At 69.7% G+C, this 23372-nt stretch carries 21 protein-coding genes; 12 read left to right on the top strand and 9 right to left on the bottom strand.

The features are described 5' to 3' along the window. Positions 1–2: 2 nt before the first annotated feature. Positions 3–1997, bottom strand: coding sequence for an alpha-1,4-glucan--maltose-1-phosphate maltosyltransferase (locus tag D7Y15_RS27480; RefSeq protein ID WP_120576229.1), 1995 nt, complete (start codon positions 1995–1997; stop codon positions 3–5). Positions 1998–2208: 211 nt separating this feature from the next. Between D7Y15_RS27480 and D7Y15_RS27475 the strand changes: the two genes are divergently transcribed. Both D7Y15_RS27475 and D7Y15_RS27470 read left to right on the top strand, forming a co-directional pair. Beyond that, complete coding sequence (locus tag D7Y15_RS27475; protein ID WP_121754429.1) at positions 2209–2814, top strand: sigma-70 family RNA polymerase sigma factor; 606 nt, start codon at positions 2209–2211, stop codon at positions 2812–2814. A 128-nt stretch (positions 2815–2942) separates the two neighbouring features. Continuing rightward, on the top strand, positions 2943–3536 hold the full coding sequence (locus tag D7Y15_RS27470) for a hypothetical protein (RefSeq protein ID WP_120576227.1): 594 nt from the start codon (positions 2943–2945) through the stop codon (positions 3534–3536). Between the two features lie 223 nt (positions 3537–3759). Here D7Y15_RS27470 and D7Y15_RS45975 read toward each other — a convergent pair whose 3' ends face one another. After that, complete coding sequence (locus D7Y15_RS45975; protein WP_233605107.1) at positions 3760–5175, bottom strand: FadR/GntR family transcriptional regulator; 1416 nt, start codon at positions 5173–5175, stop codon at positions 3760–3762. Between the two features lie 435 nt (positions 5176–5610). Between D7Y15_RS45975 and D7Y15_RS27460 the strand changes: the two genes are divergently transcribed. Both D7Y15_RS27460 and D7Y15_RS45970 read left to right on the top strand, forming a co-directional pair. Then, a complete protein-coding gene (locus D7Y15_RS27460) occupies positions 5611–6369 on the top strand; it encodes a hypothetical protein (RefSeq protein WP_126935551.1) in 759 nt (252 codons plus the stop codon). Then, positions 6369–7079 (top strand): hypothetical protein, encoded by a 711-nt coding sequence (locus tag D7Y15_RS45970; RefSeq protein ID WP_233605106.1) that lies wholly within the window; start codon positions 6369–6371, stop codon positions 7077–7079. The genes D7Y15_RS27460 and D7Y15_RS45970 overlap by 1 nt, the downstream gene beginning before the upstream one ends. Here D7Y15_RS45970 and D7Y15_RS27450 read toward each other — a convergent pair. The 4 genes from D7Y15_RS27450 to D7Y15_RS27435 form a co-directional block, all read right to left on the bottom strand. Beyond that, a complete protein-coding gene (locus D7Y15_RS27450; RefSeq protein ID WP_121754427.1) occupies positions 7048–8598 on the bottom strand; it encodes a cell wall metabolism sensor histidine kinase WalK in 1551 nt (516 codons plus the stop codon). The genes D7Y15_RS45970 and D7Y15_RS27450 overlap by 32 nt on opposite strands. Further along, positions 8595–9269, bottom strand: coding sequence for a response regulator transcription factor (locus D7Y15_RS27445; RefSeq protein ID WP_121754426.1), 675 nt, complete (start codon positions 9267–9269; stop codon positions 8595–8597). The genes D7Y15_RS27450 and D7Y15_RS27445 overlap by 4 nt, the downstream gene beginning before the upstream one ends. A 64-nt stretch (positions 9270–9333) precedes the next feature. Further along, complete coding sequence (locus tag D7Y15_RS27440; protein WP_121754425.1) at positions 9334–10344, bottom strand: protocatechuate 3,4-dioxygenase; 1011 nt, start codon at positions 10342–10344, stop codon at positions 9334–9336. A gap of 134 nt (positions 10345–10478) precedes the next feature. Further along, positions 10479–10826 (bottom strand): hypothetical protein, encoded by a 348-nt coding sequence (locus D7Y15_RS27435; protein ID WP_121754424.1) that lies wholly within the window; start codon positions 10824–10826, stop codon positions 10479–10481. Between the two features lie 169 nt (positions 10827–10995). On the opposite strand from D7Y15_RS27435, the gene D7Y15_RS27430 reads away from it, so the two are divergent. Genes D7Y15_RS27430 through D7Y15_RS27395 form a run of 8 tightly spaced genes read left to right on the top strand, consistent with a single transcriptional unit; the run spans position 10996 to position 20936 of the window. Further along, positions 10996–12054: an alpha/beta fold hydrolase gene (locus tag D7Y15_RS27430; protein ID WP_121754423.1), complete on the top strand. Its 1059-nt coding sequence runs from the start codon at positions 10996–10998 to the stop codon at positions 12052–12054. Positions 12055–12068: 14 nt separating this feature from the next. Continuing rightward, complete coding sequence (locus D7Y15_RS27425; RefSeq protein WP_121754422.1) at positions 12069–12995, top strand: acetoacetate decarboxylase family protein; 927 nt, start codon at positions 12069–12071, stop codon at positions 12993–12995. Beyond that, positions 12992–13534, top strand: coding sequence for a hypothetical protein (locus D7Y15_RS27420; RefSeq protein ID WP_121754421.1), 543 nt, complete (start codon positions 12992–12994; stop codon positions 13532–13534). The genes D7Y15_RS27425 and D7Y15_RS27420 overlap by 4 nt, the downstream gene beginning before the upstream one ends. After that, a complete protein-coding gene (locus D7Y15_RS27415; protein WP_121754420.1) occupies positions 13531–15651 on the top strand; it encodes a patatin-like phospholipase family protein in 2121 nt (706 codons plus the stop codon). Before D7Y15_RS27420 ends, D7Y15_RS27415 begins: the two co-directional genes overlap by 4 nt. Then, entirely contained in the window at positions 15635–17410 is a 1776-nt protein-coding gene (locus D7Y15_RS27410; RefSeq protein ID WP_121754419.1) for a GMC oxidoreductase, read from the top strand. The genes D7Y15_RS27415 and D7Y15_RS27410 overlap by 17 nt, the downstream gene beginning before the upstream one ends. Next, complete coding sequence (locus tag D7Y15_RS27405) at positions 17386–19206, top strand: metallophosphoesterase (protein ID WP_121754433.1); 1821 nt, start codon at positions 17386–17388, stop codon at positions 19204–19206. Before D7Y15_RS27410 ends, D7Y15_RS27405 begins: the two co-directional genes overlap by 25 nt. A gap of 34 nt (positions 19207–19240) precedes the next feature. Next, a complete protein-coding gene (locus tag D7Y15_RS27400) occupies positions 19241–19930 on the top strand; it encodes a hypothetical protein (RefSeq protein ID WP_120576215.1) in 690 nt (229 codons plus the stop codon). A 40-nt stretch (positions 19931–19970) separates the two neighbouring features. Further along, positions 19971–20936, top strand: a complete 966-nt coding sequence (locus D7Y15_RS27395) for a hypothetical protein (protein ID WP_120576214.1) — start codon at positions 19971–19973, stop codon at positions 20934–20936. Between the two features lie 16 nt (positions 20937–20952). Here D7Y15_RS27395 and D7Y15_RS27390 read toward each other — a convergent pair whose 3' ends face one another. From D7Y15_RS27390 to D7Y15_RS27380, 3 genes are all read right to left on the bottom strand, one after another. Beyond that, positions 20953–21426 carry a hypothetical protein gene (locus D7Y15_RS27390; RefSeq protein ID WP_126935545.1) on the bottom strand — a complete coding sequence of 158 codons (474 nt, stop codon included), beginning with the start codon at positions 21424–21426 and terminating at the stop codon, positions 20953–20955. A gap of 138 nt (positions 21427–21564) precedes the next feature. Then, positions 21565–22953, bottom strand: coding sequence for a sigma 54-interacting transcriptional regulator (locus D7Y15_RS27385; protein WP_121754417.1), 1389 nt, complete (start codon positions 22951–22953; stop codon positions 21565–21567). 103 nt (positions 22954–23056) lie between these two features. After that, a complete protein-coding gene (locus tag D7Y15_RS27380) occupies positions 23057–23251 on the bottom strand; it encodes a hypothetical protein (protein WP_014397120.1) in 195 nt (64 codons plus the stop codon). Positions 23252–23372: the final 121 nt, after the last annotated feature.

The raw sequence follows: 23372 nt of genomic DNA, 5'->3' as shown, positions 1-23372 counted from the left end.
AGTCACTCGAAGTAGTCGAACGCGTGTTCGGTGCGGCGGTAGCGGTACACGGCCCAGATGGCCGCGGGTTGTTCGGGCGTCAGGCGCACCTGCACGTCCGGGCCCTGCCAGAGCGAGCGCTGATCAGCCATCAGTTCCTGCACCTGATAGGTCTCCTCCGCGGTGACGCCCAGCCATTCCATGGGCACGCGGAGCAGGGCTTCTTGTGGCGCGTACGGATCCAGGCTCACCGCCACCAGCACCGTGCTGAGGCCGTCCGGTGAGCGCTTGCCATAGAAGAGGACGCGGTCGTTGTCGGACTCGAAGAAGCGCAGCGCCTGGTAGTGCTGGAGCGCGGGGTGCGCCTTGCGGATGGCGTTGAGCCTGGAAATCCATCCAGAGATGTTGCCCGGCCGGTCCCAGTCCCAGGCGACGAGCTGGTACTTCTCCGAGTCCAGGTACTCCTCTTTGCCCGGCACGGGGCGGCCCTCGCACAGCTCGTAGCCCGAGTACATGCCCCACACGGACGACAGCGTGGAGGCCAGCGCCACGCGCACGCGGAAGGCGCCGGGCCCCGCGTTCTGGAGGTTCTCCGGGAGGATGTCCGGCGTGTTGGGCCAGAGGTTGCCGCGGAAGTAGTCCGCCACGGGCGGCTGGGTGATCTCCTCCAGGTACGTGCGCAGCTCGTCCTTGAAGAGGCGCCAGGTGAAGTACGTGTACGACTGGGTGAAGCCCACCTTGCCCAGGGCCTTCATCACCTTGGGGCGGGTGAACGCCTCGGACAGGAAGAGCACGTCCGGGTGCAGGTCCTGCACGTCCCGGATGAGCCAGTGCCAGAACTGCATGGGCTTGGTGTGCGGGTTGTCCACGCGGAAGGTCCGCACGCCGTTGTCCACCCAGTGCAGCACGACGGACTTGAGCTCCTTCCAGAGGGCGTCCCGAGCGGGGCCCATCCAGTCGAAGTTGACGATGTCCTCGTAGCGCTTGGGCGGGTTCTCCGCCGTCTTGATGGTGCCGTCCGGGCGGTGCTGGAACCACTCCGGATGCTCCTTCACGTACGGGTGGTCCGGCGAGCACTGGAAGGCCAGGTCCAGCGCCACTTCGATGCCGTGCGCCTTCGCCGCGTCCACGAACGCGCGGAAGTCCTGCAGCGTGCCCAGCTCCGGGTGCACGGCCTTGTGGCCGCCCTCCGTGGCGCCAATGGCCCATGGGCTGCCCACGTCGCCGGGCTCCGCGCGCAGGCTGTTGTTCTTGCCCTTGCGAGCGGTGCGCCCGATGGGGTGGATGGGCGGCAGGTAGACGGTGTCGAACCCGAGCTTCTGGATGTATGGCAGCCAGGCCTGCGCGTCCTTGAAGGTGCCGTGCGTCTTGCCGTCGCGCTTCGCGGAGCGGGGGAAGAATTCGTACCAGGCGGCGTTGCGCGCCTTCTCCCGGTCCACGAACACCTCCAGCACCTTGTCGTACTTGCTGGCGAGCGTGCGGTCCGGATGCCGTGACGCGGCGTCCGCCAGCTCGGAAGACAGCGCGGCGAGGAGGTGGTCCGGCGTGGGCGGCGTGCGCAGGCGGGCCCCTGCCTCGGCGAGCAACCGGTGGTCCTCCGCGGACTTGCCCTTGGCGCGAGCGGCGGCGCCTTCCAGCAGGGCAGCGCCCTCCAGCAGCTCGCTCTTCACGTCACGGCCGGCGTCCACCTTGCGCTTCAGCTCGTGCGCCCACGTGCGGAAGAGATCCGGCCAGGCTTCAATCGTGAATTCGTAACGGCCGTTCTTCGCGAGCGGGATGGAGCCTTCCCAGGCGTCGTTGTTCTTGAAGGCGAGAGGGACCTCGGCCCAGTCCGTCTTCTGGGCAGCAGGGGTGACCTGGCGCCAGCGGGCGACGGCCACGAGGACGTCGTGGCCTTCCTTGAAGATGTCCGCCCGGACGGTCAGGCTCTCCCCGGCGACGCGCTTGATGGCGTAGCGCCCCGCGTCCAGTTCCGGCTGGACGTTCTCGATGAACACGCTTCCGAGTCGTTCGGTCATATCGGCTGGCGGCCCCTTATAGGACTCTGAGTCAGTGGCTCCAGGCGGCATTGCGCGGGTGTTGATGATTGAAGATGGCCGCCGCCTGGTCGCGTTGGCCTGTCAACGTTAGGAACGGAGGGAGCGGTCGCCCAGCCCGAGGAACCGGGTAGACGGGCCCTGATAGTTGAAGCTGGGATCCGCCCCTCCGGTTGCGGTATCCGGGACGAACATGGCGCCCAACGACTCCGCTGCTCAGCAAGCGAGTGACCAGTCGGCCGACCGCGACCTGTTGAAGCAGGTGGCACTCGGCAGCGCCGCGGCCATGCGAGATGTCTACGCGAGGTGTTCCGCGCGGGCGTTCGCCATCGGGGTGCGGCTGTTGCCCACGCGGGCGGACGCGGAAGAGGTGCTGCAGGAGACCTTCCTGGAGGTCTGGCGGCGCGCGCGAGAGTTCGACCCGGCGCGCGGCGGACTGGAGACGTGGGTCACGACCATCGCGCGCACGCGGTCCATTGATCGACTGCGTTCATTGGGCACGGTGTCGCGGATGGTGGATGGGGTGGCGCAGCAGCCGCCCCCGGTGAGCGCGACGCCGCCGTCACCGGATGACTCCGCCGCCGCGGCGCAGGACCAGGCGCGGGTGCGGGCGGCGATGGCGCAGTTGCCGCCGGAGCAGCGCGAGGTGGTGCTGCTCGGGTATTTCGACGGGCTGTCCCAGAGTGAGATCGCGAAGAAGACGGGCCAACCGCTGGGGACGGTGAAGACGCGTGCGCGGCTGGCGCTGGAGAAGCTGGCGGTGCTGCTGGACGCGCCTCCAGTGAGCACGTCCGGCTGAGTGCAGGACAGCAGCCCTGTTCCGCGGGGACGGGCGGTGGGGCAGGCCCCGGCCACGTCCTCCTTGCCGCTGTCGGGTGGGGCCCCAAACGTTGCGACTGTTTGGCGAACCCGAGGGAGGGGGCGGACATGCGCAAGATGCGGGAGACGGGGACGGCGTTGATGAACGCGCGGGAGATGCGGCTGGTGCTGGCCAGCGCGCCGCGCAACTTGATGGAGCTGTCCCGGCGCGAGCTGATGGGGATGGTGCGGCGCGCGCGCGGCATGGTGGACCAGTACGAAAAGCTGGCGCGCCGGCTGCGCCGTGAGGCCATGCGCGTCCCCATGGGGAGCCGTGTGATCGGCGGGCGCATGGACACGCGGCGCAAGGCAGCCCTGTTCCGCAAGGCGCTGACGCGCTTCGAGTCGCAGCTGCGGCGGATGGAGATGGTGCCGGCGCGGAAGGCGAGGCCGACGATGCGCAAGCGGCCGGCGGTGAAGAAAACGCTGCGGCCCGCGGCCCGCGCCACGGCGCAGCGCAAGAAGGCGGTGGTGACGAAGAAGGCGATGCGGCCCGCGGGCTATGCGCGCCGGGGCCCGGTGAAGGCACGGGCGCACAAGGCGCGGCGCATGCCGGCGGTGAAGGCACGGGCGCACAAGGCACGGCGCATGCCGGCGATGAAGGCGCAGGCGCACCGGACCGTGAAGGGGCGGACGCCAGCGCGCCGGGCCGCGACGCGGTAGCGGATTTCGGGGGAGGGAAGCCGGGTCGCGTCCAGCTCGTGGCCTGGCGAGGGGGAGGGGAGCTGGACTGTGTCCGCCCCGCATTGGGGCGGACACAGTGGGCGTGAGCGGAGCCCATCGCCAGAAGGTCGCCGACAAAGCCGGCGCGAAAGTCCGGAGCGAGCGGCGGAGTCCAGGTCCCACCGGCACCAGCGTTCCAACTCAAGGGCCAGCGTACGGAGCTTCATGGGCGAGAGGGGACGCGAAGGGCCCTCGCCGCACACGACGCAGAATCGTCCTGCACGGTGGCTGACACGGAGCCGCCGGCACCACGCTCTTCGCCGCGGAGGTGCAGCTCCGTCGCTTCGTCATGTGCGGGAGCTGATGAGGAGGCGCTGGCACCACGCTCTTGGCCGCGGAGGTGCAGTTCCGACGCTTCGTCATGTGCGGGAGTTGATGAGGAGGCGCTGGCACCACGCTCTTCGCCGCGGAGGTGCAGTTCCGACGCTTCGTCATGTGCGGGAGTTGATGAGGAGGCGCTGGCACCACGCTCTTCGCCGCGGAGGTGCAGTTTCGACGCTTCGTCATGTGCAACGGCTGATGCAGAATCGGCGGCGCTATGTTTTTCGTCGTGGTGGTGCAGCTCCGACGCTTCGCCCTGCGCGATAGTTGATGCGGAGGTACCGGCGCCATGCTCCTCGAGATAGGGGCGTACCTCCAGGGCGTCGTCTTGCGCGGTGGTTGACCTGGAGGTGTCGGCTCCATGCTCCTCGACACCGGGGAGTGCCTCCTGCGCGACCGCCTGCGCAGTGGTTTGCGCGGAGTCGCCAGCGCCACGTTCCTCGACGCCAGGGCGTGCCTTCGCCTCATCCGCCAGGCCGCTGGCCTGTGCGGGCGCACCAATGGGTCCCTCTTGGGCGGATGGGGCCTCGGGGGACGCAGGTGACTGGGGCGCAGGGGCGAAGGCGTTCAGCACGCGCTCATCGCGCGCCTTCAGCAGTGCCGGCAGCTCATGCTGAAGTGCCTGCACGTCGCGCTCGTTCAGAATTGCCATCACGCGGAAGGCCCACTCGCGCAGCGCCGCTCCGCCCATGAGCGGCAGCAGTTGGGCGGCGCCTCCCAGGAAGGCCCGGTGCAGGGACTGAACGAGGAGCACGTGCCCCGGACGCGCCGCCACCCGCGCCGCATGCCGCAGCAACTCGAACTCCGCCTGCGCGCAGGTTTCCCCCGACTCCCAGCGCGCCGCGTCCTGGAGCTGGTAGCACGTGCTCCCCAGCCGGTCCAAGTCGAGGTCCGAGGCCCTCGCGCAGCAGTCGGCCAGAAGCTCCACCAGCACCTGCCGCTTGAGGCTGAAGTAGCCCTCCAGAAGCCACCGGGCATCCGGGTTGCTCGCGTCATGCAGCGCCAGCCCCAGGTTCTCCAGCGTCAGCGACTCATCCAGCGGCACCGCGCGCGTCTTGCGTCCGGGGCGCTGCACCACCAGGCCTCGCGCTGCCAGCCGCCGCAGCGCCTCGCGGATGGTGCCCCGGCACACCTCATAGCGGCGCGCCAGCTTCGCTTCGGAGCCGAATTGCCCGCTCGGATGCAGCCGCCCCAGCGCGATGTCGCGCTCGATTTGCGCCTCCACATAGGCCACGAGTCCTCGCCGTTCCATCCCCATCCCCTTCCTCGTCCCAGCATCGCCATCCAACCACAGGGGTCTGACATGGACGTGCGGGCCCACCCGCCGCGTCGCTTGCCGGGCCAGCGCGCTCCCGGGCCGCATGGGGCGAAAACCTGTCCGACTGTCGGACAGGTTTTGAGGCAACCGGGCCCGGGCGGGCGACCCTGTGCGTGCACCACATTGGTATCCGTGCGCGCATGACGTTGTGCCCACTGACGGGCCGGCGGCCTGGGGACCATGCTGCGGAAACTTGTCCGACAGTCGGACAGGTTTTGAGGCAACAGGGCCCGGGCGGGCGCGTCTGTCCGTGGCTCACCTTCGTGTTCGCGCATGCACGACGTCGCGGGCCCACGGCCGCAGTCCGTGAGTCAGGCTCCGGGTGGAATGCTTCGGGGCGCGGGATTTGCTGACGACTTGCGTAGATGACGGCCCATGCGGAAATCCTGGCCGTACGCAGTGGTGATGCTGCTGGTGCTCGTTGGCGTGCCCAGATTGCTGCGCCACTTCATTCCCGACCGGCGGCTGGCGCTGACGATGTTCCCCGTCGTCATGTTCGCCCTGCTTGTGCCGATAGCCCTCTGCTTTCTTCCTCGCTACCGCCGGAGCAAGAAGCTCACGGACGAGGGGCTCCAGTTGTTGTCGGAGGGGAGGGTGGCCGCCGCGCTCGAGCGGTTCGAGGCGTCGCGACCACTCGCGAAGGTCCAGGTCATTCCCACGTACAACATCGGCGTCGCCCGGCTCCAGCTCTGGCAACTGCCGATGGCGGGGCGCGAGCTTTCGAGTCTGGAGTCCCGGAAGGATCTGACGCCGCAGTTCCGCGCGGTGTTGTCCGCGGCGCTCGCGCTGGTGGACGCGCTCGAAGGTCGGTTGGCGCGAGTGGATTCCCGGCTTGCCGAGGCGAGGTCGCGGGTGGACTTTCCCTTGTGGTTCGCATCGCTCGCTTCAGCGGTGGTGGCGTGCCGTGAGGGGCGCTGGGCCGAGGCTCGCGAGCTGCTGGCCGATGCGGCGCTAGAGAATCTCAACGGACCTCTGCTCGGACTGCGGAATGTGCTGGAGGTATGGTGCGTAGAGCAGCTCACCGGGGAGGCGCGGCCGGTGGACGCCATCGCTCTTTTCGGGGAAGCGTCACAGGACTCGCTTGAGGCTGCATGGCCGGAGCTCGTGAACTACGTGGTGAAAAGGTCATCTTGATGGGCACTTGGGAACGCGGGCTTCCATCATTGAAGCAGGTTTCGACTCCCAGCCTGGCTCCCCTGCGCGAGGTCGGGAGCGCGACGTTCTCGCTGTCGGACCTGGACCAACTGGGGACTCCGAACTTCGAAGGGAAGGACGTGGAGGCTTCCATCAAAACGTGGTGGCTCGAGGCGCAGTGCGGTCTGGAGTTCGTCCTGTCGCAGGACTTCCTCACCGGGAACGCCAGGGTCATCGCGGAAGAAACAGCGGAGTTCGAGCATGTCCTCGCGCACCTTTCCTTTTCCGCGGAAGAGCCCTTCCAAATGGGGCCCTCCTCCGAGGAGCGGACGCGGCGCGATGGGCATGGCGGCTGGCGCGTCCTTCGAATCGACACGCATGGTGGCACGTTCGAGGTGGCAAGTTTTTCGCGTGAACGGTCCGCTCGTTGCTTCGCGGACCTCCTGGATCATCGCGGACACAAGCAGGGCTATTTCGTAGAGAGCCAGGACCCGCTGCATCCTCTTCCGTCCCGAGGCCCAGGCCCCATGCATTGGGTCCTGCTGCGCCAGGACGAGAACGGCGTGCGATATGAGATCGCGCGCTCGCCCTGGCGTTCGCAGTTGGAGTGGCTGGCGGAGCAGTACAACAAGGAGCCTCGCCACAAGCAGCTCTGGTTCGTTGAGAGCCTGCCTCCTGTCACCCCGGTGGCGACATCAGCGGACCGGTGAAGGCGACCTCCAGACCTCCGTATTCCGAGGGAGCCAGGGTCATCTTCCAGCCGTGCAGCTCCACCACGTTGTGCACGATGTTCAGGCCCAGGCCCTGGCCTTGCGGCTCTCGTGTTCGTGCCGAGTTGCCTCGGAAGCGGCGCTCCAGGATCCTGAAACGCTCCTCCTCGGAGATGCCCGGTCCGTCGTCGATGACCCGCAGGTGGAAGGTCTGCTGGCGCGTCGTCTCCAGCACCACCGCCACGTGGCCGTCCTCGCGTCCGTAACGGATGCCGTTGAGCACCACGTTGCTGACCGCCTGCTCCAGCAAGGTTTCGTCGCCCATCACCCAGGTTTGCGTCGCCGGGACTCCGCTCTCCAGGGCGATGCGCTGCGGCCTCGCGATGGGCTGGTGCCGGCCCAGCACCCGTGACACCAATGCGTTCAGGTCCACCGGCGCGTGCTGTACCTGCGGTGCTCCCGCTTCCAGCCTCGCCGCCGCTCCCAGGTTGTGCACCAGCGAGGCCATGTAGTGCGCCTCGCTCATCGCGGACAGCATCAGTCCCGATTCCAATGGCTCACCCGCGCGCATCCGCTGCTGCATCGCTGCCAGGTGCCCCTGCAACACCGTGAGCGGCGTCATCACGTCGTGCGTCGTGTTCGCCAGGAAGTCTCGCAGCGTCTGCTCGCGCGCTTGCTGGTGCGCCATCTGCGCCTGGATCTCCGCTCGGGCCTGCTGGAAGGCTCGGGCCAGTTCCGCGATCTCGTCGGTGCCGTTCACCGTCACGGGCTGCTCGTAGCGGCTGCCCGATGAGGCTCGCACCTCGTCCGTCAGTCGGCGCAGGCGCTGCACCACCGGCCCCAGCGCCACCACCATCGCGGACAGGAGGATGAGTGTGGGCACTCCCCAGACGTACAGCGGCGGCAGCCCCACCTCTGGCGACTCCGCGGGCTCCACCCGACGCGCGAGCACGTACTCGCAGGGGCCTCCATCCCAGGACATGCGCAACAGCAGGTCCTGCACCAGCGCGCCGTCCGCCTTCGAGTAGCGGCGCACGCCCACGCCGTCGTCCTGCACGCCCTTGCGCAGTTCGTCGTCCAGCGCCGGTGCCTGCGGGTTTCGCGAAACGAACTGGCCGTCGAACGGGTAGAGGCTCACCGGCGGCAGGCGCCGCCCCAGCGGCCCCCGGGCCCCCAATCGCGGCGGACCTTCGTCTCTGGGCCTGGGGCCCTCCGATGCGGGCCCATTGCCTGATGGCTCGTTCGGCGCGACCGTGCCGGAGGGCGGGCCTCCGTTGCCGTCGGGCAGGCCTTCGCGCTCCCACGGCGGACGCTGGGGTGAACGGGAGCGGACCATCCAGGTCTCGGGTGTGGCCTCGCAGCGTTCTCGGCCCCCGGACTGCATCTGCGACAGCGTGGACGCGATGATGACTTCGTCCGTCGTGCGGCGGCGCACCGAGTGCTCCACCTGAACCAGCGCGAACACCGCGGGCACTGTCACCGCCACCGCAGTGAGGGCCAGCCGCAACCGCAGCTTCACGCATCCTCCCCGGGCACCAGCCGGTAGCCCACGCCCCAGACCGTCTCCACGCACTTCACCGGACCCAGCTTGCGCCGCAGCCGCGACACGTGGACGTCCAGCGTGCGCTCCGTGCCCTCACGCTCCGGATCCAACACGTGCTCCACCAGCCACTGCCGCGTCACCGCCTCCTGCGGCCTGCGCGCCAGCGCCGCGAGCAACTCGAACTCCACCCGCGTGAGCTCCACCGGCCGCCCCTGCACCTGCACCGCGTGCCCCTGCAGGTCGATGCGCAGCGGGCCCATCTCCACCACCGCCTGCTCCTTCTGCAACGTGGGCCGGCGCAGACGCGCTCGCACGCGCTCCACCAGCTCCTCCGGCCAGAAGGGCTTCGTCATGTAGTCGTCCGCGCCCAGCTTCAGCGCCCGGACCTTGTCCAGCGTGTCGTTGCGCGCGCTCAGGATGAGCACCGGGACCTCCGAGAAGGTCCTCAGCGCCTTGAGCATGTCCAGGCCGTAGGTGCCCGGCAGCATCAGGTCCAACACCACGAGGCTCACGTCCGGCAGGTCGCCGGACACCAGCAGCCGGCCCTCGCGCCACCACACGGGCTCGAAGCCCGCGCAGCGCAGGTGCCCGACAATCTGGGACCCGAGCTGGTCGTCATCCTCCACCAGCAGGATGCGGTCGCCCATGCGCCATGCCTCCCTTCGGACACATCACCCCGGAGGACTCCGGGGTGGCCCGGCTCACCCTATTTCAGGGCATGCCACCGTCGAAGCCCGGGGGAGGCCCCATGCCGCCATCCCAGCCAGGCGGGGGACCCATGCCACCGTCGCCGCCTGGAGGAGGACCGCCGGGCCCACCACCGCCGCCGCTGCCGCCCGGCATGGCGCAGGACGCGGTATTCAGCGAGGAGCGGACGACCAGCGTCTTGGACGCCAGCATCGCGCCGTCCGACATGCGCTGCGTGGCGAAGAGGTAGTCGCCCACCGCGTCTCCTGAGACCACCGTGTCGTTCTGGTTGGTCGTGTCGCGCTCGCCACGCGTGTTGTAGAGCGGCTGGCTGTTGACGATGTCGTCGCTCGTCGAGTCGTCGAAGAACAGCTGCGACGTGACGAACTCCTGGCCGTTCACCCGCACCGTGAAGTGGATGTGGATGGTGCGGCTGCTGTACCAACCGGGGAAGCACGTGTCGAAGTCCACGCGCCCGTTGGCGTCCGTGGTCCGCACCCCGCGGAACCACCGCGCCGCGCGGGCCGTCGCGTCTCCGGACGTGCAGAAGTCGCTTGCGTCCTCGCCGGAGTAGAGGCCTTCCGGGCCCGCGTGCCAGATGTCCACCGTGGCACCCGGGATGGGCTTGCAGGACTCGTCCACGACGAGGAAGGCCAGGCGCACCGGCAGGCCTTCATGGCCCTCGCTGATGTCCTTGCGGTCCACCGTGGTCGCGTAGCAGGGCCCCAGCGTGGCTTCGCAAGCGAGGTTGCACACCGTGCCCAGGCCGGACGCGAACGGAGCCGGATACGCGGCGGCGGCCGTCATCGCCGCGGTGCCGCCCGTGGCCCAGAAGCCCGGGTCCACCACTCCCGCGTCGGTGCCCGTGCCCGCGTCGGCTCCGGTGTTCGTGTCGTCGCCCGTCGTGTCGTCGCCTCCGCAGGCGACGAGCAGCTTCGCCACGGGAACCGCGGCCAGCGACAGGCCAATGCCGCGCAAGATGCTCCGGCGCGTGACGACCTTGGGGGAAAGGTCCTGAGGGGATTCGCTCTTCATCCGGGGTTCCTCCGGGAGCTCGGGAGCCAGGGGCGGCGAGAGTGCCGCCCTCGGGGCCGCCCGGGGCTGACCGGATGGCGAACCGGGTTATCTCGGGAGAACCTTAAGCAATCCTTGCGCGGAAGGTCCGCGACTCAGGAAAAGCGCACGCGGAAGGCGGCGAGCAGTGGACCTGTTGCCCGTCCGTCCGCCGTGGAGCGGGGACCGCCTTCGGGGAGCGTCGTACCCAGTTCCTCCAGCGCGGGCTTCATGGAGTCGAAAGCGTGGAGCGCCTCCGCCGCGTTGTCGAAGAAGCGCGGATGCAACAACCAACCGGAGATGCCGCAGGTGACGACATGGAAGGACCGCGAGTCATCCGACTCATAGGTCAGGCGCAGGAGGCCGCGGAAGCCCTCGTCCCGCACGATGGTGCCGCCCTGGCTGCCCATGCCGCCGAGCGTCGCGCCGCCCTCGTAGTCGCTCCAGCCTGAGTCCGCGTTCATGCCCCACGCATAGCACCCCAAGGGCTGACACGGGCGGCGTGACAGGGAGGCGCCGCGCCGTTGCCCGTGGTCCCGGTCTGGCGCAGCGAGCGGCGCCCCGGGTGGGGTTGCACGCCGGTTGTCGGCCTCCGCGCACCGCCCAACGTTTGCGGAGTGGGGGGATGCCGTCATGTCCGCGGAAACAATCCATGAGCCGCGCTACACCGAGGAGATCATTCCCTTCCTCGCGGGTGACGGCCGCGCGCTGCACCTGGTTCACCTGCGCGGTGTCGAGAAGGCGGACAAGGGGCCGGTGGTGCTGGTGCACGGAGCCGGCGTGCGCGGGAACATCTTCCGCGCGCCGGTGCGTCAGACCTTGGTCGATGCGCTGATTGAAGACGGCTACGACGTGTGGCTGGAGAACTGGCGCGCCAGCATGGACGTGGAGCCGGGCGAGTGGACGTTGGATCAGGCCGCCGTCCTGGACCACCCGCCCGCCATCCGTACCGTGCGGGAGAAGACGGGCGCGGACAAGATCAAGGCCGTCATCCACTGCCAGGGCTCCACCAGCTTCACCATGGCCGCGGTGGCGGGGCTCCTTCCAGAGGTGGATCTCATCATCACCAACGCGGTGTCACTGCACCCGGTGGTGCCCGCGACCGCGAAGGTGAAGCTCCACTACGCCGTGCCGCTGGTCGCGCGGTTGACGCCCTTCCTGGATCCGCAGTGGGCCTACGGCGGCCCCACGCGCACGGCCCGGATGCTGACGCGCGTGGTGCAGGCCACGCATCACGAGTGCGAGAACCTGGTCTGCCGCTGGACGAGCTTCACCTACGGCACGGGCTTCCCGGTGCTGTGGCGCCACGAGAACCTCAACGCCCAGACGCACGACTGGCTCCAGCACGAGTTCGGTCCGGTGCCCTTCAGCTTCTTCAAGCAGATGTACCAGTGCGTGCGCGCCGGCCACCTGGTGCCCGTGGAGGGCTTCCGCGCGCTGCCGGAGGACCTGGGCGTGCGCGAGCCCCAGACGGACGCGCGCTTCGTCTTCTTCGCGGGCGAGGAGAACCGCTGCTTCCTCGCGGAGAGCCAACGCCGCAGCTTCGAACATCTGGAGCACTTCCACCCGGGCCGGCACGCGCTGCACCTCCTGCCGGGCTACGGCCACCTGGACGTCTTCATGGGCAAGCGCGCGTCCCAGGATGTCTTCCCCCTCATCCTCTCCGAGCTGGATCGCTCCGCGCTCCACTGACGAAAGGCAAAGCCATGTTCCTGCCTCGACGCATCCAGACCCAGTACGGCCGCTATTCGCGGGTGGACGACATCCCGTACGCGCTGCCGGTGGACTCGAAGGGGGCACCGGCGATGGTGGCCGCCTTCACCGTGGACGCTCGCCGCGCCGCGGCCCTGCTGCCCGGCAATGAACTGCACCCGCTGCGCCTGTCGCGCGACCGCGGCGTGCTGCTCGTCTCCGTCATCGACTACAAGCGGACGGACATTGGCGCGTACATCGAGTTCAGCATCGCGCTCGCGTGCACGCATGGACGCAGGCCCTCGCCTCCGCTCCTGCCCCTGCTGTTCCAGAAGCGCTTCGGCGTGGGGCAGTACGTGGTGGACCTGCCGGTGAATACGGAGGTCTCCGTGAAGGGCGGCAAGGGCATCTGGGGCATGCCCAAGCACCTGGCCCGGTTGGACTTCCGGGTGGAAAACGGCTCCGTGAGCAGCCGCTACGAGGAGGGCGGCCAGCAGGCGGTGCGCGTGCGCATCGAGCGCCCGAAGCTCGCGTGGCTTCCGCTGCGGATGGCGGCGGTGAACTACTGCGCCTTCCGGGGGATGCTGATGAAGTCCACCATCTACTTCCGGGGCCGCTTCGGCTTCCGGGTGGGGAAGCGCGCGTGGGGGACGCTGGAGGTGGGGGACCATCCGCGCGTGCAGGTGCTGCGGGATTTGAGCATCTCCCCGCGCCCGTTCCTCACCGGGTTCTTCCCATCGTCTAGCGGCGTGCTGGATGACCACTTCGAGGCGTGGTTCCTCACCCAGCCCACGCTGCCTCCGGACACGTATCCGGAGGGGCTCGAAAGCGTGGTGGACCTGGGCCAGGACCAGACGCCCATGCCGGACCCGGAGTCGGACGGAGCGCCGCCGAGGGTGCTCCAGGCCGTGGCGCCCCTGCCCGAGGAAACGCGGCCATGAAGCGCGGCGGCCGCCTGGATCTGGGGAATGCGTGCCTGCTGTTCCTGTGCACGTCCATGTGCCTGGGCACGGGCTGGTCGCTGATCCTCTTCACGTTCCCCATCGCGCCCCAGCTCACGGTGGACAACTACTACCTGCAGTTCGTGCCGCAGGTGCAGGCGGCCACGCGGTTCTTCACCTGGATGACGGTGGTGATGCTGCTGTCCGCCGGAGTGCTGGCGTGGCGCGAGCGCAAGACGGCCCTTCGCTGGTACCCGCTGGGCGTGCTCGTCGCGGTGGTGGTGGCCACGCTGCTCACGCGCATCTACATCTTCCCGTACAACGACGAGATGGCCGCCGGCATCACGTCGCCTGAACGGCTGACGGAGGTGCTGGGCGCGTGGATGCGGATGAACCGCATCCGCGTGGGGCTGTGGACGGTGCAGTGGCTGCTCACGCTGGGCTACTTCGTGCACCGGGTGCTGCGCGCGGAGCATCCGGCGGGAGAGCGCTGGCGCCTGGGGGTGTCCGTGCCTTCGCGCCGGGAGGCCCACGCATGAGCCCGGCCGCGTCGCGATGGCTGGAGCGCCAGGCCCGCGTCCGCGGCCGCCCCTGGCGCTGGGCGCTCGCGGCCATCGGGTGGATCACCGTCGCGACCGGCGCGGCGCAGATGTTCCTGCCGGGGCTGGAGCTACGGCTGTTGCACGCGGATGCGTCCGCCGCGCCCGCGCACTTCTTCCGCATCGTGGGCATGTTCATGGTGCTGTTCGGCGGCCTGCTCCTGCACGGCCTGCACGAGCCTCGCGCGAACCCCGCCGCCTTCCTGTGGACCGGCCTCCAGAAGGTGGGGGCCTGCGGGATGGTGGCGGCGGGCGTGGCGCGCGACCTGCTGTCGCCCCTGGCGCTGGGGGTGGCTGCGGTCGACGCGCTGTCCGCGGTGCTGGTGCTGGGGTTCTACGCGTCGCTGCGCCAGCGCGAGCAGATCATCACCGTGCTCAGGCCGCAGACAGAAGTAGCGGCTCCGGAGGCCACCAGCCCCTCCGTCAGCGCGCTGCGTGTCGCGGATGCGACCCGGAATGGCGTGCCTTCGCGGCGGCTCCAGCGCACGTTCGACGAGGGCATAGCCATCCAGGTGTCCCCGGCGGAGGCTCCCCGGCGTTCGTTGGTGCTCGCGGGAGGCGGCATGCGCGTCGCGTGGCAGGCGGGCGTGCTGCGCGCGCTGACGGACGCGCGGCTGTCCTTCACCCACGCGGACGGCACGTCCGGCGGCATCATCACCCTGGCGATGTGGCTGTCCGGCCAGTCCCCCGCGGAGATGTGTGAGCGGTGGCGGACGCTGGACGTGAAGGACTTCGTGTCGCTGATGCCGCTGGACGAATACGCGCGGCCCTGGAAGCTCACCGCGCCGGGGGACGCGGACGGCATCGTCCAGCGCGTCTTCCCGCACCTGGGCGTGGATGTGGACGCCATCCGCGCGAACCGCGAGCGTTCCGGCACCTTCAACGTGTGTGACTTCGCCCGGAAGACGAACGAGGCCATCCCGCACACGGACGTGGACCTCGACCTGCTGGTGGCCGGCATCTCGCTGCCGCTCTTCATGCCCCCGGTGGTGAAGGACAGCCACCTGTACCTGGACTCGGTGTGGATCCAGGACGCCAACGTGATGGAGGCCGTGCACCGGGGCGCGGACGAGGTGTGGATTGTCTGGTGCATCGGCAACACGTCCACCTACGCCGACGGCTTCTTCCGCCAGTACGTCCACATGATTGAACTGAGCGCGAACGGCGCGCTCTTCGCCCAGCTGGAGCAGGTGCGCGAGCTCAACGCGCGCATCCTCGCGGGCGAGCACGTGCCGGGACACGTGCGGCCCATCACCGTGCACCTCATCAGGCCCGAGCACCCGCTGCCCCTGGACCCGGACTTCTACGCGGGCCACGTCACGGCCTCGACCCTCATCGACCAGGGCTACTCGGACGCCTGTCGCTACCTGGCGGTGGCGGACGGCCAGGGCCTGCCCCTCACCCCGGAGATCACGCAGATGACCGAACCCGCCTATGACTTGACCTTCCGCGAGACCATGGCCGGTCCGCTCGCGATGGGCACCACCGACCCCGAGGCGGGCGCCCACGACGGGCGCTCCACGCCCTTCACCATGCACTGCACCATCACCATCGACGACATGGAGGCGTTCATCCGCGACCCGGACCACGCGGCCCGGCTGGTGGCGCACGTGCAATACAAGCCGCTGGGCATGGACCTGCCCGTGCGCGAGGGGAGCTTCAACCTCTTCCGCAGCACGGATGATCCGCGCACGAAGATCATGACCTACGGCCTGCGCTTCCAGGCGAACGGCCAGGACTACTATCTGGACGGCACGAAGACGCTGCGTGACGACCCGGGCCCGGACCTCTGGCGCGACACCACGCGGCTCTACAGCTACCTGCACGCGGGCGTGGACGCGCGCGGCCCGGTGGTGGGCGCGGGCGTCCTGGTGCTGGGCATGCGCGAGTTGCTCCACCTGGTGGCCAGCATGCGCTCGTCGCGCGGGGGCGTGGAGGGCGCGGGCATGATGGCCCGCTTCGGCCACCTGTTCCTGGGCGCGCTCTGGGACCTCTACGCCCCGGAGGCACCGGTGCGCGAGCGCGCAGAGGAGGCCACGCATGGCCACGAAGGCTGAGCACTTCGACGTCGTCATCGTGGGCTCGGGCTTCGGCGGTTCGGTGATGGCGTGGCGGCTGGCGGAAGCAGGCCTGCGGGTGTGCGTGCTGGAGCGGGGCAAGGCGTATCCGCCGGGCTCCTTCGCGCGCAGTCCGCACGACATGCGCCGCAACTTCTGGGACCCTCGCAAGGGCATGCACGGCCTGTTCAACCTCTGGTCCTTCCAGGGGCTGGGCGGCGTGGTGTCCGCGGGGCTGGGAGGCGGGTCGCTCATCTACGCGAACGTGCTGCTGCGCAAGGACGAGAAGACCTTCATCCACGAGGACCTCCTTGACGGAGGCTACGAGAACTGGCCCGTCACCCGCGCGGATCTGGAGACGCACTACGACGCCGTGGAGCGGATGATGCACGTGCAGCGCTATCCGCTGGAGCATCCGCCGTACGCCTCCACGGCGAAGACGCTGGCCATGAAGCTCGCGGCCGAGCGCCTGGGCCGCGCGGGCGACTGGCAACTGCCGCCGCTGGCCGTGACGTTCGGCAACCCCGGCGAGGTGCCCGTCCCGGGCGAGCCCATCCGCGAGGAGCATCCCAACCTCCACGGCCGCACGCGCACCACCTGTCACCTCTGCGGCGAGTGCGACATCGGCTGCAACACGGGCAGCAAGAACACGCTCGATTACACGTACCTGTCCGCGGCGAAGCGCGCGGGGGCGGAGCTGCGCACGCGCGCGGAGGTGACGGAGCTGTGGCCCTCGGAAGGGGGAGGCTACGTGGTGCGGTACCTGGACCACACGGACACGCCGGAGGACGTGCCTCGCGAAGGCCCGCAGTCCATGCTGCCGCGCAGCACCGTGACGGCGGACCGGCTGGTGCTGGCGGCGGGCACGTTCGGCACCCCGTTCCTGCTCCTGAAGAACCAGCGGAGCTTCCCCGGGCTGAGCGGACGGCTGGGCACGCGCTTCTGCGGCAACGGAGACCTGCTGGGCTTCATGCGCCAGTGCCACGACTCGAGCACCGGCAAGCAGCTGCCTCGCATCCTGGAGGGAGGGCACGGGCCGGTCATCACCAGCGCGCTGCACTTCCGGAGCCAGGAGGAGGGCGGCACGGGCCGGGGCTATTACATCGAGGACGCGGGCTACCCGGAGTTCGTCAACTGGCTCTACGAGGGCGCGTATCAGGCGCCGTTGGTGGAGCGAGGCCTCAAGCTGGCGTGGCGCCTGATTCGTGGGTGGACGGGACGCACGCACGACTCCGACGTGAGCGAGGAGATCGCCGAGCTGCTGGGGGATTGCCTGGGCTCCGCGACGTCGTTGCCGCTGCTGGGCATGGGGCGCGACCTTCCCACCGGCCACATGCGGCTGACGGACGACGGGATGCTGGCCATCGACTGGCGGATGAGCGGTTCGCGCGAGTACTTCCAGCAGGTGCGCCAGTCGATGGCGGACATCGCTCGGACGCTGGAGGGGAGGCTGCTGCAAAACCCACTCAGCTACTTGAGCCGGGTCATCACCGTGCACCCGCTGGGCGGTTGTCCCATGGGACGCGGGCCTGAGGAGGGCGTGGTGGATGCGACGGGCGAGGCCTTTGGCCACCCGGGGCTGTACGTGGCCGACGGCTCGATGATGCCGGGCCCCGTCGGGCCCAACCCGAGCCTCACCATCGCCGCGCTCGCGGACCGGTTCGCGGATGCGCTCATTGATTCGCACCGCAGGGGCACTCGGGAACGTGCGTGGCGGGCGACGGAGGAGGGGCCATGGCCGTCCGCGCCTCCGATGTGAGCCGCCTTCCGGGCCAGCGCGTCGAGCCCACGCCCGAGCCACAGACGCCTCCGGGCCGGAAGATGGTGTCGTGGTTCGACCCGACCGTGCTCGCGAAGTCAGGGATGAAGGCACTGCTGTCTGGGACGTTCGGACGACAGGCGGACCGGCGTTTGCTGGACGCCGTATCCCGGCCGCAGCCGCTCTGTTTCGACTACTCGGTGGACGACACCGGTCATCCGCGCGACGAGCTGTGGCTGGACTACGTGGCGGACCTGGGCGACGGCTGGGACTCCACCTACGCGGTGGCGTCCGCGGTGATGGCGCCGGAGCTGGCGCTCACGGGCGAGTCCGGCGAGACGCACGTCACGCGGGGCGGCGACGTGCTCGTGTTCGGAGGGGACGAGGTCTATCCGACCGCGAGCGTGGACGAGTACCAGGCGCGCACGGTGGTGCCGTACGAGGACGCGTTGAACAAGCGGCGACACCGGCCGCACCTGTTCGCGGTGCCCGGCAACCATGATTGGTACGACGGACTGGTGTCCTTCACGCGCCTGTTCTGCCAGGGCCGGCGCTCCAATGGCTGGCGCACGCAGCAGCAGCGCAGCTACTTCGCGCTGAGGCTGCCGCACGGTTGGTGGCTGCTGGGCACGGACATGCAGCTGGAGTCCGACCTGGACGCGCCGCAGGTGGAGTTCTTCCAGAAGGTGGCCGCACAGATGCGCGGCACGGACCGGATCATCCTCTGCAACGCGGAGCCTGCGTGGGTGAAGCAGCAGGTGATGCCTCACGCGGGGCGTGGCTTCCTGGACCACAACATCGACTTCCTGGAGCAGAAGGTGCTGGGCAAGAAGGTGAGCGTCTTCCTGGCGGGAGACCTGCACCACTACCGCCGGCACGAGAACGCGGACGGGCGGCAGAAGATCATCGCGGGTGGGGGAGGGGCGTTCCTGCATCCCACGCATCTGCCCAAGGTGGATCAGAGTCCAGGCGGCTTCGTGCAGAAGGCGAGCTACCCGCCGCAGCGGGCATCCCAGTGGCTCGCCTGGCGCAACCTGCTGTTCACCGCGATCAACCCGTGGTTCGGCGTGTTCATGGGTGTCATCTACACGCTGCTGGGCTGGGGCATTGCCGCGAACCTCAACGAGGGCGCGGTGGGGGCGCCGTCATTCCGGGAGGTCATCAACGCGGGGGTGCAGAGCACGGGCTCGTTGGTGCTGGGGGCAGGTGTGGTGCTGGGCACGTTCGCGTTCGCGGATGGTCGCCGGGGGCCGCTCTGGAAGAAGACCGCCGGCATCGTGCATGGACTGGTGCACCTGGCGGTGGCGCTGCTGCTCACCTGGGGCGTGTCCGCCGTCGCCGCGCCGCTGGCGGCGGAGCTTCAATGGAGCCTGCGGAGGGACTTCCTCAGCGGGCTGCTGCTGTTTGGCGGCGGCGCGCTGGTGGGGCCATTGGTGGTGGGCGTGTACCTGCTGCTGTCGCTCAACGTGTTCTCCTGTCACCCCAACGAGGCGTTCTCGTCGCTGTCGATTCCGGACTGGAAGAACTTCCTCCGGCTCCACTTCGACGAAGACGGCCAGCTCACGGTGTACCCGGTGGGTTTCCGGCGGGTGCCGCGACGGTGGAAGCGGGGACGTTCTCCCGAGGATCCGGTGTGGATTCCGGACCCGACGGACACGCGGGCGACACCGCCCCGGCTCATCGAGCCGCCCATCGTCATTCACCGGACGAAGGCTCTTCCGATGCTGGAGGAGACTGGTCCGCCCGGACCCACGGACATGATGGTGGACAAACACCCACCCGGCGGAGCGGTTTGAGCGGCGCGGGCCAAAGTCCTACGCTGCGTCCCATATGAAGGCGATGCTCCTGTCCCTGCTCTTCCTCGGCGCCGCGCCGTCCGGCCCCGCGCCGTCTTCCCTGCCTCCCGAAGCGCTGGGGGCGCCCCCGCTCGTGGATGCGTCTCCGACCGCGTGGTCGTGCACCATCGACACGCTGCGTGCGGGGAAGGAGTGCGTGTTCGAGGCGGATGCGCCGCCTCCCAAGAACGCGAACTCGGACGTGGAGTCCGCCAACATCAAGCTGCTGAAGGACGCATCTCGCGCCCTCTGCTCGGAGGCCGTGAGCAACGCGCGGGACGGCTCGCCCGACCCCAAGCTCGTCGCTGTCTGCGAGCGCAAGTACGCGGACGTCGTGGGCCGCTGCGGCATCGAAGGCAATACGCCGGTGGTGGACTCCAAGGGCCGCTTCGCGCCCGCGGCTCGCGCCTGCTACCGCGCGCTGTCCTCCGTGCTCCAGGATGTGCAGTTGATGGCCTCCGTGGCCTCCACCTGCTGTGAGTGCGCGGCGCGCAGCCAGTGCCCCGGCAACGGCGAGAGCTGCTACGCGGCCGTGTCGCGGCAGCAGGCAGGGCCCACCACGCTCGCGTGCATGGACGAGCGCTGCCACGACGCCTGCTCCATGATGCTGCCCCCGTCCGCGTCCATTCCGCGCCAGTCGCCGTCGCGCGCGAACTCGCAGCACACCGACTCCGCCTCGCTGTAGCGCGTCCACCGTGCTATCGCACTTCAAGGAGCCTCGCGCCATGCCCCGTCTTCCATTGCTGACCCTCCTGGGTGCGCTCGCCACCGGCTGCGGTGCCTCGCACTCCCACGTCGCGCTGGAGGACCGCGCCCTCACGGACTCGCCTCCGCCGCGGACGCCGCCCCCCGCGCCCAAGCGCTCCGTCGTCGCGGAGCAACCGCCCACGTCGCCGCATGACGCCCGCGCGTTCCTGGCCCGCTACTCCACGCCCGCCTCGTGCGAGACCGCCGCCCGCAAGCTCCAGGCGACTTCACGCGACGACGCGTGGCTGGCCCTGAAGCTGTGCTCGGAGGCCCCCGGCTTCACCCAGCTGGGCGCCGTGCTGGGCAGTGCGTGGGCGGAAGACCTGCGCGTGCGTCCGGATGCCGCCAACCTCATCGCCCGCGTCGTGGCCCAGCGCGGCGGCAGCGTGGACGGTGAGCTGCGCCTGCTCCACGCGCGCAAGGTGCCCATCTTCTCGCTCGCGTCCGCCGTCGCCCAGCCGGATACCTACCGCGGCCGCTACGTCCTCCTGCGCGCGCAGGTGGCCGACCAGCGCTCGGAAGGGGAGCGCCCCACGCTGTGGCTGGTGGAGCAGGGCCTCCAGTCCGTGGCCTCCCGCCGCGAGGTCGGCATCGCCTACCACACCGACACCGTGACGCAGGCCTCCGGCGACCTGGGCGGACGGACGGCGATCACCGGCGAGGGCCGCGTGGGCGGCTCCATCTTCACCCGCGAGAGCACCACCCAGTCCGCCTCCGAGCGCACCTACGACAACCTCTCCGAGGAGACCGGCCGCGAAGCCCTGGGTCGACTCGCCGCGCCGGATCCCTTCCTGGAGACCCGCCGCGACTACGTCATCCTCGCGCGCTTCGACGGCCTGCGCGTCACCTCCGGCATGACCACCGACGACGAGGACGAGGGCCCGAAGATCCCCGTGCTCACCATCGTCAGCTACCACCTGCCGCAGGCGCTCGCCGTCTACTGACGCAAGCGCCCGCCCGTCAGCGCTTCACCGGTGCCGCCGTCGCAGTCATGTCCCGCGACGGCGTGCCGGAGTAGATCTCCACGTCCGTGGCCACCCATGACCCCAGCCGCTCGCCGTAGGTCGTGTGCACCAGCACACCCGGGGACAGCTGGGTGCGGGCCACGCGCTTTCCGTCGCGCAGGATTCGCGTGGACGGCGCCACCACGAACGGCCGCTCCACGCCGTCGTCGTCGCGCACCGTGAAGCCCCGCGCGCCCGAAATCGTCACCGTGCCGTAGAAGTCCGGCACGTCCTCCGCCACCACCGAGCCCAAGCTTCCGCTTCCGCTCCCGCCGGTGCCTTCCTCCGTGGGAACCGCCGCCCCGGCCTGGAACACCGCGAGCCGCGGCACCATGCCACTCTCCGAGACAGCCCCGTCCCGCGACTGGCACGCGCTGACGCCCAGCACGAGCCCCCCGACGAACAGCCACCTCCCCCATCCCTGGCGCATGGCACCCACCTCTCGTGCGTTGGTGCTCCCAAGATGGGGCGGAAACCCGCTCCGACAACCACCCCCGGCAGGGAGGCCCGCCCCAGTGTCACCCGGCCCACGGGGACCGTGACTCCGGGTGGGGGCAGGGGACCGCCGTCAGTCCGGCCCGGACACCAGCCCGTGCTTGCGCAGGAGCTTCCGCAGGTAGACGCGGTCGATGCCCGCTTCTCGCGATGCCTTGGAGACGTTGCCGCCGCACCGCTCGACCAGCGTGCGCAGGTAGTCGCGCTCGAAGCCTTCGATGAGGCGCTCCTTCGCTTCCTTGAAGGGCAGCTCCAGCGCCAGCGACAGCGTGTCCTCCGGGTCCAGGTCCGGCGACAGGGCAGGGCGCGCGACCGGCGTGTCCGGCAGCTCCGGTAGCGCGGACTCGCCCAGGCTCACCACCCGGTCCACCACGTTGCGCAGCTCCCGCACGTTGCCCGGCCACGGGTACTGGGCCAGCAGGGCGCGCGTCTGGTCCGACAGGGCACTGGGCGGCTTGCCCATCCGCTCCAGCACGGTGTCGATGAGCAGCGGGATGTCCTCCGGCCGCTCGCGCAGGGGCGGCAGCGTCGCGCGCAGCACCGCGAGCCGGTGGAACAGGTCTCCGCGGAAGCGGCCCGTCTTCACCGCGCCCTCCAGGTCCTGGTGCGTGGCCGCCACCACCCGCACGTTCACCGAGCGGTAGTCATTGGCGCCCACCCGCTTCACCTGCCGGCGCTCCAGCGCGCGCAACAGCCGGGGCTGCACCTCCAGCGGGAGCTCTCCGACTTCATCCAGGAAGAGGGTGCCGCCGTGCGCGCGCTCGAAGGCGCCCGCCCGGTCCGCCTGCGCGCCGGTGAAGGCGCCCTTCACGTGGCCGAACAGCTCCGACTCCAACAACTGCGGCGCCACGCCCGCCAGGTCCACGATGACGAAGGGCCCCTTGGAGCGCCCGCCATGCAGGTGCAGTCCTTCCGCGCACAGCTCCTTGCCGGTGCCCGTCTCGCCCTGGATGAGCACGTCGGACTCGCCCTGGGCCACGCGCTCCAGCAGGGTGAAGACCTCGCGCATCCGGCGGCTCTGGCCCACCAGGTTGCCGAAGCGCTCACGGTTGGAGAGGGGCAGGGTGTGCGCCTTCTCTCCCTCCGGGACGAGCTTCAGCTCCGTGGTGCCCAGCGTGAGCACCGCGCCGGGGCGCACCTCCAGGGTGGTGAAGCGCATGCCCTCGCAGAAGGAGCCGTTGCGCGAGCCCACGTCCACCGCCTGGATGCTGTCCTCGCGCACGTCCAGCAGCAGGTGGCTGCGAGACACCGCCCGGTCCGCGATGATCACATCCGAGCTGGCGTCCGCGCCCACCCGGTATCGCCCGGGCGCCAGCGGGTAGCTCTGGCCCGCGTCCGGGCCGGACAGCACCAACAGCCGCACCCGCACCCGCGCCGAGCGCATCGCCGGCAGGGCGTCCGTGCGTAGCTGCCGGTCCTCCTCCCCGCTGTCGTCCCCGAAGCGCGCCACGGCGCGGACCATAACATACGGAAACGGAAAGGCCCGGCCTCCCCGCACGCACCGACAAAGGTGAGTGCCTGGAAGAGGACGGGCCCGGGAGGAGAGTCCAGGGGACGCGCGGCGGTCAGGCCGGCGGCTTCGCGTGCTTGTAGAAGAGCACCAGCGTGTAGCAGTGGAACTCGTTGTCAGAGGACTGGCACACGACCCGGTCCACGATCTCCAGGTCCGCGTTGCTCTTGATCCAGCGGGTGACGTTCTCACCCAACTCTTCCCGCTCCTTGGCCTTCGTCGCGGAGAAGACCTTCACGCCCGTGAACATCGCCTGCCACTCCTTGTGGGTGGTGAGAAAAGGCTTGACCGGGGGTTATCGCACACGCCGTTTTGGGGTGTCAAAAATGCTGCGCTCCAAAAGACGTGATCCGCGAGGGAGCGGGGGGCGG

It is taken from the genome of Corallococcus sp. AB030, from assembly GCF_003668965.1.
Lineage (GTDB): Bacteria > Myxococcota > Myxococcia > Myxococcales > Myxococcaceae > Corallococcus > Corallococcus exiguus.
Note: the sequence above shows the minus strand (reverse complement) of the source record. Positions and strands in the feature narration are given on the sequence as shown.